The following is a 12,620-nucleotide window of genomic DNA, read 5'->3' on the forward strand; positions in this document are numbered from 1 at the left end:
GTAACGTGGCTGCAGGTCATCCGAGCATGACGCATGGTCTCGCCCCCTTGGGTCGGACTGCCCACCGACAGCACGATGCTGGGCCATCATCCCTTCGCGGCGGCGGGTGAGAAGTACGTCCGCGCGCTGGCCGAGGCGGCCGGTGTCACCCCGGTGCTGCTGCCCAGCCTGCAGCCGCCGTTGCCGGCCACGCATTGGCTGGACCGCCTGCAGGGCCTGCTGCTGACCGGCGCGGTGAGCAATATCGAACCGCATCTGTATGCCGGGCCGCCGAGCTGGCCCGGCAACCGCCATGATCCGGCGCGCGATGCGAACGCGCTCTCCCTGTTGCAGGAGGCGCTGGCCCGCGACCTGCCTGTGCTGGCGATCTGTCGGGGTTTCCAGGAATTGAACGTCGCGCTCGGTGGCAGTCTGCACCCGCGCGTGCACGCGGTGCCGGGCATGAACGATCATCGTGAAGACCCGCATGCACCGGTCGAGGTGCAGTATGGTCCGGCGCATGCGATCAAGCTGTCCGAGGGCGGTTGGCTGGCCGGTTGGGCCGGGGCGTCGTGCGCCCGGGTCAATTCCGTGCACGGGCAGGGCATTGATCGGTTGGCCCAGGGCCTGCAGATCGAGGCCGTCGCCGAGGATGGCCTGATTGAAGCCGCCCGCAGCACCGCGCATCGTTTCGTGCTTGGCGTGCAGTGGCATCCAGAGTGGCGGGTGGCCGACAATCGGTTCTATCACAGCATTTTCCACGCTTTCGGCGATGCTTGTCGCCGCAACTCTCTTACAGCAGACCGGTCATGACCACCCGAACGCGTTCGCGCAAAGCCGCCGCCCCCAAGCCTGTTCCGCAGGAGAGCACGCTGCTGCGCTGGCTCAAGGACCGGCGTATCACCGAGGTGGAGTGCCTGGTGCCGGACATCACCGGCAACGCGCGCGGCAAGATCATTCCGGCCGACAAGTTCTCGCACGATTACGGCACGCGCCTGCCGGAGGGTATCTTCGCCACGACGGTCACCGGCGAGTTCCCGGACGATTACTACGAGCTGACCTCACCGTCGGATTCGGACATGATCCTGCGCCCGGATGCCGACACCGTCCGCATGGTGCCCTGGGCGACCGATCCGACCGCGCAGGTCATCCACGACTGTTTCACCAAGACCGGTGAGCCGCATGAGCTGGCCCCGCGCAACGTGCTGCGGCGCGTCCTCAACGCCTATGCCGAACTGGGCCTGCGCCCGGTGGTGGCACCGGAGTTGGAGTTCTTCCTGGTCCAGAAGAACACCGACCCGGACTTCCCGCTGCTGCCGCCGGCCGGTCGCTCCGGGCGTCCTGAAACCGCGCGCCAGTCCTACTCGATCGATGCGGTCAACGAGTTCGATCCGATCCTCGATCTGATGTACGACTACTGCGATGCGATGAAGCTGGACGTGGATACGCTGATCCATGAATCCGGCGCGGCGCAGCTGGAGGTCAACTTCACCCACGCCAATGCGATGGATCTGGCCGACCAGGTCTTCCTGTTCAAGCGCACCATGCGTGAGTCGGCCATGCGCCATGGCATCTACGCCACCTTCCTGGCCAAGCCGATGGAGAACGAGCCGGGCAGTGCGATGCATATCCACCAGAGCCTGCTGCGGATCAGCGACGGCAGCAACGTGTTCACCGGCGAGCATGGCGGTGAGGATTTCAGCCCGTTGTTCGGGCACTACCTGGCCGGCCTGCAGAAGTACGTGCCGGCGGCGATGGCGTTCTTTGCGCCAAACGTGAACTCCTACCGCCGGCTGATGTTCGGCGAGGTCTCCCCGAGCAACGTGCACTGGGGCTTCGACAACCGCACCTGCGGGCTGCGCGTGCCGCTGGATACACCAGAGAACATGCGGGTGGAAAGCCGGTTCGCCGGCTCGGATGCCAACCCCTACCTGGCCATCGCCGCCACCCTGGCCGCCGGCCTGCTCGGCATCCGCGAGCAGGGCTCCCCCACCGCGCCGATCAGCGGCAGCGCCAAGGAACTCGGCTATGACCTGCCGCGCTCGCTGGGCGAGGCGCTGGACGGGCTGGAAGGCTGCCCGGAATTGCGCGAGATGCTGGGCGAGCGCTTCTGCCGCGCCTATGTGTCGGTCAAGCGCAAAGAATACGAGACCTTCTTCCGGGTGATCAGCTCCTGGGAACGTGAGTTCCTGCTGCTCAACGTCTGACCGAGCCACCGGATCCGGCATGGCCGTGAGGGCCATGTGCTGGGAAAATGGGGGCATGCCCGGTAGGCTGGCACCCGTTGCGCCGGTCCGGCCGGTTCCCCCCAACTCGCACCTGACCTGTGGAGAGTCCGATGAAGCTGCGAATCCTCACCCTCGGCATTGCCGTATCCGTGCTGACCGCCTGTGGCGGCGGTGACAAGCAGGACGACGCCAAGGTCCTGAACGTCTACAACTACAGCGATTACATCGCCGAAGACACCATCCCGAACTTCGAAAAGGCCACCGGCACCAAGGTGACCTATGACGTGTTCGACAGTGATGAGATGGTCGAAACCAAGCTGTTGGCCGGCAACAGCGGCTACGACGTGGTGGTGCCGACGCTGAACTTCTTCGGCCGCCAGATCAAGGCCGGCGTGTTCCTGCCGCTGGACAAGAGCAAGATCCCGAACCTGGCCAACCTCGACCCGGACGTGATGAAGCGCATCGCGCAGCAGGACCCGGGCAACGAATACGGTGTGCCGTACATGATCGGCACCACCGGCATCGGCTACAACGTGGAGCTGCTCAAGCAGCGCTTCGGTGGCAGCACCGACATCGCCAACAGCTGGGATCTGGTCTTCAAGCCCGAAAACATCGCCAAGATGAAGGACTGCGGGATCACCATCCTGGATACGCCTTCGGACATGATCCCGATCGCGCTGCACTACCTGGGCGAAGATCCGCACAGCCAGGATCCGGCTACGCTGCAGAAGGCGGCCGCGCTGCTCAAGAGCATCCGCCCGTACGTGCAGAACTTCCACTCCTCGCAGTACGTGGGCTCGCTGGCCAACGGCGGCACCTGCCTGGTGGTGGGTTGGTCCGGTGACATCATCCAGGCCCGTGACCGTGCAGCTGAAGCTTCCAATGGCGTGACCGTGGCCTACTCGATCCCGCGCGAAGGTGGCCCGCAGTGGTTCGACATGCTGGCCATCCCCAAGGATGCCAAGCACCCGGAGGCCGCCTACGCCTTCATCAACTACCTGCTGGAACCGAAGGTGGCCGCGGCCAACACCAACTTCATCCATTACGCCAACCCGGTGACCGCTGCCACGCCGCTGGTGGACGAATCGATCCGCACCGACCCGACCATCTACCCGCCGGCCGATGTGGCGGCGAAGATGTTCACCTACTCGATCAACACGCCGGAGGTGGACAAGCTCTACACCCGGTTGTGGACCGAGGTGAAAACCGGGCGCTGACCGCCCCTGCGACGCCGGCCCCGTGCCGGCGTCGTCGTTTCAGGGGGTAGGACATGACGCGGCCACCACCGGTAAAATGGCATTCTCCCCCCGTCCCGCCGCCGCTCCCGGAGCCGCTGACCATGCCATTTGAAGCCAAGCCGGAAGGCGCGGTCCTCCCGGTCCTGGAACCGGGCTACCTGTCCATCCGCGCGCTGCGCAAGGAGTTCGACGGTTTCGTCGCGCTCGACGACGTCACCCTGGACGTGCGCAAAGGCGAGATCTTCGCGCTGCTCGGTGGCTCGGGCAGCGGCAAATCGACGCTGCTGCGCTGCCTGGGCGGCTTCGAGACCCCCACCCAGGGGACCATCGACCTGGACGGCCAGCGCATCAACGCGCTGCCCCCGTACCAGCGCCCGATCAACATGATGTTCCAGTCCTATGCGCTGTTCCCGCACATGACGGTCGAGCAGAACATCGCCTTCGGCCTCAAGCAGGACGGCATGGCACGCGATGCGATCAACCGCCGCGTCGGCGAAATGCTGGAGCTGGTGCAGCTGGGCAAGCTGGCCAAGCGCAAGCCGCACCAGCTCTCCGGTGGCCAGCAGCAGCGCGTGGCGCTGGCGCGGTCGCTGGCCAAAGGGCCCAAGCTGCTGTTGCTGGATGAACCGATGGGCGCGCTGGACAAGAAGCTGCGCTCGCAGATGCAGCTGGAGCTGGTCAACATCATCGAGACCACCGGGGTGACCTGCGTGATGGTCACCCACGATCAGGAAGAAGCCATGACCATGGCGACCCGGATCGCGGTCATGGATGCCGGCTGGATCCAGCAGGTCGGCAAGCCGGATGAAATCTACGAGCAGCCGGCCAACCGCTTCGTGGCCGAGTTCATCGGCTCGGTGAACCTGTTTGATGGCGTGCTCGATGAGGACCTGCCCGAGTACGTCACCGTGCGCACGCCGCTGTTCCCCGCACCGATCTACGTCGCCCACGGGATCACCGGTTACGAAGGCCAGCCGGTGGCGTTCGCACTACGCCCGGAAAAGGTGATGATCGGCAAGGACGAGCCGGCCGGGGATACCAACAAGGCGCAGGGCGTGATCGAGGAGATCGCCTACTTCGGCAGCCACTCGGTGTTCCATGTGCGCCTGCCGAGCGGGGCCAAGGTGCTGTCCAATTTCGCCAACTCCCAGCGCTGGGCCAGCGATGGCCTGACCTGGGGTGACACCGTCTGGGTGCACTGGCGCGACAACGATGGCGTGGTGCTGACCTCATGACCGCGACCGGCTGGAAGCGCTGGCTCCCGGGCACACGCGCCGGCGTGATCGCCGCGCCGTACCTGTGGCTGCTGCTGTTCTTCGCGGTGCCGTTCGTGATCATCCTGATGATCTCCTTCGCGCGCACCCAGGTCGGTTCGCCGCCGTATACCTGGCTGCTGGAGTACGTGGATGGCGCCTTCTCGCTCAAGCTCAACCTCGGCAGCTACGCAGCCCTGGTCAAGGACAACCAGTACGCGCTGGCGTACCTGAGCTCGATCAAGATCGCGGTCATCTCGACCCTGCTCACGCTGCTGATCGGCTACCCGATGGCGTACGTGATCTCGCGGATGAGCCCGGCCGCGCGCAACGTGGCGATGATGCTGGTGGTGCTGCCCTCGTGGACCTCGTTCCTGATCCGGGTGTATGCCTGGATCGGCATCCTGGACCGCAACGGCCTGCTCAACCAGCTGCTGCTCAAGCTCGGCCTGATCGATGCGCCGCTGCAGATCCTGTACACCCCGACTGCCGCCTACATCGGCATCGTTTACTGCTACCTGCCGTTCATGGTGCTGCCGCTGTACGCCAACCTGGTCAAGCTGGACAACCGCCTGCTGGAAGCGGCCTACGACCTCGGCGCCAAGCCGTGGCAGGCCTTCGTGCGGATCACACTGCCGCTCTCGCGCACCGGCATCATCGCCGGCTGCATGCTGGTGATGATCCCGGCGGTAGGGGAGTTCGTGATTCCGGAAATGCTCGGCGGGCCGGATACGCTGATGATCGGCCGCGTGCTGTGGGGCGAGTTCTTCAACAACCGCGACTGGCCCACGGCCTCGGCGGTGGCGATCGTGATGCTGGCCCTGCTGCTGGTGCCGATCCTGCTGTTCAACCGCATGCAGCAGCGCGAGCTGGAAGGAAAGCTGGCATGAGCATGGTGCGCAGCAACCGCTGGCTGGGCTGGAGCCTGCTCGGGCTGGGCTTCGCCTTCCTGTACCTGCCGATCCTGTTGTTGATGGTGTACTCGTTCAACGCCTCCAAGCTGGCCACGGTATGGTCGGGCTTCTCCACGCGCTGGTACGGCGAGCTGTTCAACAACCGGCAGATCCTGGATGCGCTGTGGATCAGCCTCAAGGTCGCGTTCTGGACGGCCTGCGCGGCCACCGTGCTCGGCACGATGGCCGCGATGGTGATGACCCGCATGCGCCGCTTCCCGGGCAAGACCCTGTTCGGTGCGTTGATCACCGCGCCGTTGGTGATGCCCGAAGTGATCCTGGGCTTCTCGCTGATGACCCTGCTGGTGGCGATGGGCGGCATTCCCGGCTTCCCCAGCCGTGGCGTGACCAGCATCTGGATCGCGCACGTCACCTTCACCCTGTCCTTCGTGACGGTGGTGGTGTCCTCGCGCCTGCAGGAGCTGGACCGCTCGCTGGAGGAGGCCGCGATGGATCTCGGCGCGAGCCGGTTGAAGGTGTTCTTCCAGATCACCCTGCCGATCATCGCCCCGGCGCTGGTGGCCGGCTGGCTGCTGGCGTTCACGCTGTCGCTGGATGACGTGGTGATCGCCAGCTTCGTGGCCGGCCCGAACTCGACCACCCTGCCAATGAAGGTGTTCTCCTCCGTGCGGATGGGCATCAAGCCGGAGATCAATGCCCTGGCCACCTTGATGGTGCTGGCGGTGTCGATTGCGGCCGTGGTGGGCTGGTACATCACCTCCCGCGCCGAGAAGCGTCGCCAGCGCGACATGCAGATGGCGCTGCAGGACCCCGGCTGAACGTCATCCCGATCCGGCAACATCCGGATCACGGGGCGGGGCGCACACTGCGGGTCTGACTTTTGGAGACCCGCGATGACCGCTGACATCATCAATCCCGCGACCGGCCAGGTCACGTATCGCCATGAACTGCTCACCGACACGGAGGTCGAGCAGCGCCTGGCCGCTGCCGCCGAGGCGTTTCCGGCCTGGTCAGCGCGTTCGCTGCAGGAGCGCGGGGCTATGCTGCGCGCCATCGCGGCCCAGTTGCGCCAGCGCAAGGGTGACATCCAGCAGGCGATGACCACCGAGATGGGCAAGCTCAAGGGGGAAGCGCTGGGCGAGATCGAGAAATGCGCCGAGGCCTGTGAGTTCTACGCCGATCACGCGGCCGATTACCTGAAGCCGCAGCTGATCGACACCGAGGCCCAGCGCAGCTACGTGCGCTACGAGCCGATCGGCTGCGTGTTCGCGGTGATGCCATGGAACTTCCCGATCTGGCAGGTGTTCCGTTTCCTCGCGCCGGCGTTCATGGCCGGCAATGTGGCGCTGCTCAAGCACGCCAGCAACGTGCCGCAATGCGCTGACCTGATCCTGGCGGTGTGCCGCGATGGCGGCTTGCCCGAGGGCGTGTTCGATGTGCTGCATATCGACAACGACCAGGCGGCCGAGGTGCTGCGCGACAAGCGCGTCAAGGCGGTCACACTGACCGGCAGCGAGCGCGCCGGGCGGTCGATTGCGGCCAATGCCGGTGACCAGCTCAAGAAGTGCGTGATGGAACTGGGCGGCAGCGACGCCTTCGTGGTGCTGGACGATGCCGATCTCGAGAAGACGGTGGCCGCAGCAGTGAAGTCACGCTTCGACAACAGCGGGCAGACCTGCATCGCGGCCAAGCGGTTCATCGTGGTCGACGCGATCGCCGATGCGTTCGTGGAGAAGTTCGTCGCCGCTGCAGGCAAGCGCGTCTACGGGGATCCGCAGGACGAGAAAACCACGCTGGCGCCGATGGCACGCGCGGACCTGCGCGACGAGCTGCACAAGCAGGTGCACGACAGCATCGCCAAGGGCGCCACGCTGCTGCTGGGAGGCGAGCCGGTGGCGGGTTCGCATGCCGGCTATCCGGCGACCATCCTGGACAACGTCACCCCCGGCATGCCGGCCTACGACGAAGAACTGTTCGGCCCGGCCGCCGCGATCCTGCGGGTCCGCGATGACGCCGAAGCGCTGCGCGTGGCCAACGACACCACCTTCGGGTTGGGCGGCAGCGTGTGGACGACCGATGCGGCGCGCGGCGAAGCCATCGCCCAGCAGCTGGAGTGCGGTGCCGCCTTCGTCAACGCCATCGTCAAGAGTGACGTCCGGCTGCCGTTCGGCGGCAGCAAAAGATCCGGCTTCGGTCGTGAACTGGCCGAGCATGGCATCCATGAGTTCATGAACATCAAGACGGTTTACGTGGCGTGATGCCACGGATCGGGTAGGAGCCGACCGTTGGTCGGCTCGCGCCGTGGTGGCTTACGGTCGCCCGCCATGGCGGCCAACGGTCGTCGCTGTAGCGACCAACGGTCGTCGCCGTAGCGACCAACGGTCGCTACTACAGCCAGCGTGCGCGCTTGAACAGGCGGTACAGCCCCACGCACACCGCACCGACGCCGATGATCATCGCCGGGTAAGCCCACGGCTTGTCCAGTTCGGGCATGTTCGTGAAGTTCATGCCATACCAGCTGGTGATCAAGGTCGGGGCGGCCAGCAGCGCCGCCCAGGCACCCAGCCGCTTGACCGTCTCGCCCTGGGCCAGGGTCACCAGCGACAGGTTCACGCTCAGCGCGGTGCCCAGCATTTCGCGCAGGGTGTCGATCACATCACTGATCCGCACCGCGTGGTCGTGCACGTCGCGCAGGTAGAGCTTCACTTCGTCCGGCACCAGGTCGCCCTGGTAGCGCTTGATCTGCGAGAGCATGTCCTGCAACGGCGCGACCGCCATGCGCATCTTGTTGAGCTCGCGTTTGAGCTCGTACAGGCGCACCACGGTCTGGCGCTTGTAGTTGTCGGAAAAGATGTCCTTCTCCAGCAGCTCCAGCGTGTCGCGGTAACGCTGGGTGATCGGCAGGTAGTTGTCGACCACGAAATCCAGCACCGCATACAGGCAGTACGACGGGCCCATCGTGCGCAGCAGGTCCGGCTCGCGCTCCACGCGGGCGCGCGGGGCGGCATAGGACAGCGATGCGCCATGGCGCACCGTGACCAGGAAGCGCGGGCCGAGGAAGGCGTGGGTCTCGCCGTAGCGGATCCGCTCGTCCACCATCTGCGCGGTCGTGACCACCACGAACAGCGAATTGCCGTAGGCCTCCACCTTTGGCCGCTGATGCGCATTGCGGGCGTCTTCGATGGCCAGCGAGTGCAGGCCGAATTCTTCCTGCAGTTTCAGCAGCACGCTGTCGTCGGGTTCGTACAGCCCCACCCACACGAAGCCGTTGTCGCTGGCGATCACATCGCTGATCGCATCCAGGCCGATGTCGTGGCGCTTGCCCTGGTCATCGTAGTGAACGCAGTTGATGACGCAGGCGGGGTTTTCAGGTGTGACGGTATCCATGGCGGGCATCGTGCGTCAGCGGCCCGTGACGGGCAGGTCACGGCGGCCCAGCACCCATGCCAGCGCCACGTGGATGGGCAGCAACAGCACGATCCACTGCAGGTTGTACTGCGCCTGCAAGGTCAGCCAATGCAGCACCAGGCCGAGCAGCGACACGCCGGCGACCGCCCACAGCACGAACCGGAACCACGCGCGCGGCACGCGGCCGCGCAGCAGGGTGATCGCAGCGGGAACGAGCAGCAGGCACAGCGGCGAGAGCTGCAGCAGGTTGCGGTTGGCCCAGGCGGCCTGGTGCGCACTGAAGCCCCACAGGTAGGTCAGCAGGGCGCCACCAATGCCGCAGAACAGCCAGAACGGCAGCGCCAGGCCACCCAGCAACCGGCGCCGGCGGCGCAGTGCAACCACACCCGCAGCGGCGATCAGGCCGCACAGCAGCCAGGGCCACCAGCTGCGCGGGGACTCGGTCGGCTCCGGGGCGATCCGGTGCGGCAGCAGTTCCTGCTCGGCCTGCACCAGCGGGCGACCTTCGCTGTTGCGCACCTGGCGCAGCGCATCGGCCAGGCGCATCGGCACGAAGGCTTCCTGCCAGCGCGACAGCGGCTGGTCGGCGAACGGGCCCAGGCCGATATCGAAGCCCAGCCACATCCACGGCGACGGCGAGGCCAGGCGCACCGATTCACTGCGGTAGGTGTTGCCGCGCGAGCGCCCGGACAGCTGCGAATGCAGCCCGCCGCCCAACGCGCCGTCGATCGCATCGCGGACCATGGTGGCGCAGTTGGCGGTGTAGTAATCGTAGTGGTAGCGCGCGTTCTCGGGCTTGGCGCGCTCGGCCAGCGACGCGGCCAGGGTGCGCGCCTGCACGGGCGTCAGATCCAGCCACTGCACGCTCGCACCGCGGCCGCTCTCCTGGTAGTACGACAGGTCCTGCCCGAGCGGCAGCGCGACCAGGTAATACATCATGTCGCCGCGCACGAAGTTGCCGATGAAATCGGACTCGCTCGGGTCGAAGTAACCGAAGTTGTACGAGGTGGCGTCGCCGGTGACCGGATCGACCACGACCAGCGCGTCATGGCCGAAGCGTTCGAAGAAGATCTCGCCCGGCTGCATGGTGACCACGCCGATGCGTGGCGCCTCGGCGGCAGGGGCCGGGGCGGCCGTGGCAGGCACGGCATCCTGCGCGGCCAGCGCCCCGAAGGGCAGGCTGGCCATCGCAAGCAGCGACAACACGAACAACAGGCGGCACAGCGACCACCGATTCAAAGGGGGCCGCATGGCGTGGGTCAATCCTCGTTGTGGGTGTCGGGCGGCAGCACGGTCACATGGAACGCCTGCACGCGCCGGGCATCGGCACGCGCCACCCGGAACACGAAGCGGTCCAGGGTGAGCTCATCGCCGGTTTCGGGCAGGTGCCCGATCGCCTCGGTGACCAGGCCACCGATGGTGTCGTAATCGTCGTCGGGGAACGTGGCACCGAAGCGCTCGTTGAAATCCTCGATCGCGGTCAATGCATCGACCACGTACTGTCCGTCGGCCTGGATCGCGATCTGCGAGGTGTGGTCCTCGGCCTCGTCGTGCTCATCGTCGATCTCGCCGACGATCTGTTCCAGCACGTCCTCGATCGTGACCAAGCCGGCGACACCGCCGTACTCGTCCACCACGATGGCCATGTGGTTGCGCGAGAGCCGGAACTCCTTGAGCAGCACGTTGAGCTTCTTGGCCTCGGGGATCAGCACCGCCGGGCGCAGCAGCTCACGGATGTTGGCCGGCCCGTTGTCGGCAACCACGCCGCGCAGCAGGTCCTTGGCCAACAGGATGCCGAGGATGTCGTCCTTGTTGTCGCCGTGCACCGGGAAGCGCGAATGGCCGGATTCGACCACCTGCTTCATCAGGTCAAGGAAGGGGGCTTCGACCGGCAGGGAGACCATCTGCGAGCGCGAGATCATCACGTCGCCGACGGTGAGCTCGGCCACCGAAATGGCGCCTTCCATCATCCGCAGCGTGTCGGCGGCGATCAGGCCGTCTTCGTGCGCGGTGTGCAGTACCGCCACCAGCTCGTCGCGGGTGTGGGGTTCGCCGGAGAAGGCAGCGGTCAGGCGTTCGAGCCAGCTGCGCTTCTTTTCATTGTGCTCCAGGGTGGAGCTACTACTGTCGTCTTCAGACATCTCTGGAAAAAAAGGCACCCGGCGTGCCGGGCGTTGGATTTAGTCTATCAGGATGCGGGCGCCTGTCAGCGCCCGGCCGAGGGCGGATTCACGCCCGGCAAGGGGGCCGGGGCGGCGCCCGGTGGCGGGGTGTCTTCCTCCGGTGGCAGGTCCAGGCTGTAGGTACAGCCGGCCAGGGTCTTGCCGGGGTGGGATTTGACCGTGGACAGGCTCAGGATCACCGACTCGATCAAGGCCTCGCCGGTACGCGGGTCGGTGACGTCGCGGCTGACCAGCTCGCGCCCGGCCATGAACTTCACCGGGGTGTCCACGCCATCCTCCAGCGCCAGGCGCTTGGCCAGCGGGCGCGGGTCGGCCAGATCCAGGATCGCCATGATGCTGGCCCCGGCCACCGTGATGTATTCGGCACGCTCGCCGAACACCGTGATCGGGGCGGCCAGGCGGAACTCGCTCATGAACTGGTTGGTCTGCGGCAGCGGCTGCAGGCCGTTGGCGACCGCCTTGAGCGGGTCGGCCACGACCGGGGCCACCGCGTCGTAGTCGCTCACGCTCTGGCGGCATTCGATCAGGGCGGTCAGGTCCAGCGGCGCCGCCTCGGCGAAGGCCGGGGTGGGCAGCAGGGCGAGCAGGCCCAGGCAGGCACATCGGAACGGGGTCATCGCAACAGGTCCATCAACTAAGGCGTGCACGGCACGGACGCGGCACCGATGATAGCGGGCGCCGGTTCGCCGTGGCAGGGCATCAACGGCGGCGGACCAGCCAGCGCAGGGTGGTGGTGAAGGAAACCACCGCGATGCCGGCCGCGCACAGCACCAGCGCGGAGGCGCCCAGGTGGATCACCCCCGGGCCGCCGGCGGTGACCGCCATCAGCGCGCGCCCGAACACCAGTGCGAAGGCTGCGGCGAGCACGAACAGCAGTGCCACCTGTACGGGCCGTGCGCGGAATATCGATGACTGGGCAGGCGATGCTCCATCGCGTCGCGCCCAGCGATACAGGGTGCGCCACCCCAGCGGGGCCGCCAGGGCAGCGGCCAGCCCGGACCAGCCGACCACGTTCAGGGCGGTGGCGCTGAGCGTCGCCCCGGCAGGACCGGCCAGCAGATGAGGCAGGATCAGGCCGGTGACCACGCAGGTGAGCGTGCCCAGCACCAGCGTCGCCGCCGCCAGCGCAGACAGGCGCCTGGCCGAGACAGCCGATAGCGGCGCGCGCTGTTGACGTGCCTTCCACCAGCTGCGTGCGGGCGTCAATGAGAGCGATGCGATCACCGCGGACAGTGCGAGCATTCCCCACCGCAGCGCGATGGGATCGCGGCCGGCCGGGGTCAGCCCGGCGAGGCCCGGCGCACCGACCGCGCAGTACAGCAGCGCGATGACCGACACGGCAAGCAGTACCGGACCAAGTGCGGAGCGGCGATCAGGAACCGGCATGACGACATACCTCCTTGTATGACGGGGAAAT

General features: G+C 66.5%; 12 protein-coding genes. 7 read left to right on the forward strand and 5 right to left on the reverse strand.

Annotated features, from left to right (window positions below; genetic code table 11):
* Positions 1-33 precede the first annotated feature (33 nt).
* The 7 genes from ABE472_RS03070 to ABE472_RS03100 all read left to right on the forward strand — a co-directional run bounded on the left by ABE472_RS03070 (position 34) and on the right by ABE472_RS03100 (position 7,870).
* Positions 34-792, forward strand: coding sequence for a gamma-glutamyl-gamma-aminobutyrate hydrolase family protein (locus tag ABE472_RS03070; RefSeq protein WP_346465452.1), 759 nt, complete (start codon positions 34-36; stop codon positions 790-792).
* The gene (locus ABE472_RS03075; RefSeq protein ID WP_123728825.1) at positions 789-2,186 is read left to right on the forward strand and encodes a glutamine synthetase family protein; all 1,398 of its coding nucleotides are present in this window, start codon (positions 789-791) and stop codon (positions 2,184-2,186) included. The genes ABE472_RS03070 and ABE472_RS03075 overlap by 4 nt, the downstream gene beginning before the upstream one ends.
* Positions 2,187-2,317: 131 nt before the next feature.
* A complete protein-coding gene (locus ABE472_RS03080) occupies positions 2,318-3,424 on the forward strand; it encodes a polyamine ABC transporter substrate-binding protein (protein ID WP_346465454.1) in 1,107 nt (368 codons plus the stop codon).
* Between the two features lie 122 nt (positions 3,425-3,546).
* Complete coding sequence (gene potA, locus ABE472_RS03085) at positions 3,547-4,680, forward strand: polyamine ABC transporter ATP-binding protein (protein ID WP_070426989.1); 1,134 nt, start codon at positions 3,547-3,549, stop codon at positions 4,678-4,680.
* Complete coding sequence (locus tag ABE472_RS03090; RefSeq protein ID WP_259260210.1) at positions 4,677-5,588, forward strand: ABC transporter permease subunit; 912 nt, start codon at positions 4,677-4,679, stop codon at positions 5,586-5,588. The genes potA and ABE472_RS03090 overlap by 4 nt, the downstream gene beginning before the upstream one ends.
* Positions 5,585-6,430 carry an ABC transporter permease subunit gene (locus tag ABE472_RS03095; RefSeq protein WP_313211255.1) on the forward strand — a complete coding sequence of 282 codons (846 nt, stop codon included), beginning with the start codon at positions 5,585-5,587 and terminating at the stop codon, positions 6,428-6,430. The genes ABE472_RS03090 and ABE472_RS03095 overlap by 4 nt, the downstream gene beginning before the upstream one ends.
* A gap of 75 nt (positions 6,431-6,505) precedes the next feature.
* Positions 6,506-7,870, forward strand: coding sequence for an NAD-dependent succinate-semialdehyde dehydrogenase (locus ABE472_RS03100; RefSeq protein WP_346465456.1), 1,365 nt, complete (start codon positions 6,506-6,508; stop codon positions 7,868-7,870).
* 130 nt (positions 7,871-8,000) lie between these two features.
* Here ABE472_RS03100 and ABE472_RS03105 read toward each other — a convergent pair whose 3' ends face one another.
* From ABE472_RS03105 to ABE472_RS03125, 5 genes are all read right to left on the reverse strand, one after another.
* Positions 8,001-8,999, reverse strand: a complete 999-nt coding sequence (locus ABE472_RS03105) for a magnesium and cobalt transport protein CorA (protein WP_313217796.1) — start codon at positions 8,997-8,999, stop codon at positions 8,001-8,003.
* Positions 9,000-9,014: 15 nt separating this feature from the next.
* Positions 9,015-10,271, reverse strand: coding sequence for a DUF4105 domain-containing protein (locus ABE472_RS03110; protein WP_346465458.1), 1,257 nt, complete (start codon positions 10,269-10,271; stop codon positions 9,015-9,017).
* 8 nt (positions 10,272-10,279) lie between these two features.
* Positions 10,280-11,161, reverse strand: coding sequence for a transporter associated domain-containing protein (locus ABE472_RS03115; RefSeq protein WP_313217798.1), 882 nt, complete (start codon positions 11,159-11,161; stop codon positions 10,280-10,282).
* A 65-nt stretch (positions 11,162-11,226) separates the two neighbouring features.
* Positions 11,227-11,820 carry a hypothetical protein gene (locus tag ABE472_RS03120; protein ID WP_313211250.1) on the reverse strand — a complete coding sequence of 198 codons (594 nt, stop codon included), beginning with the start codon at positions 11,818-11,820 and terminating at the stop codon, positions 11,227-11,229.
* An 82-nt stretch (positions 11,821-11,902) separates the two neighbouring features.
* On the reverse strand, positions 11,903-12,589 hold the full coding sequence (locus ABE472_RS03125) for a hypothetical protein (protein WP_313211249.1): 687 nt from the start codon (positions 12,587-12,589) through the stop codon (positions 11,903-11,905).
* Positions 12,590-12,620: the final 31 nt, after the last annotated feature.

The sequence above is a fragment of the Stenotrophomonas sp. TWI809 genome, assembly GCF_039673205.1.
Lineage (GTDB): Bacteria > Pseudomonadota > Gammaproteobacteria > Xanthomonadales > Xanthomonadaceae > Stenotrophomonas.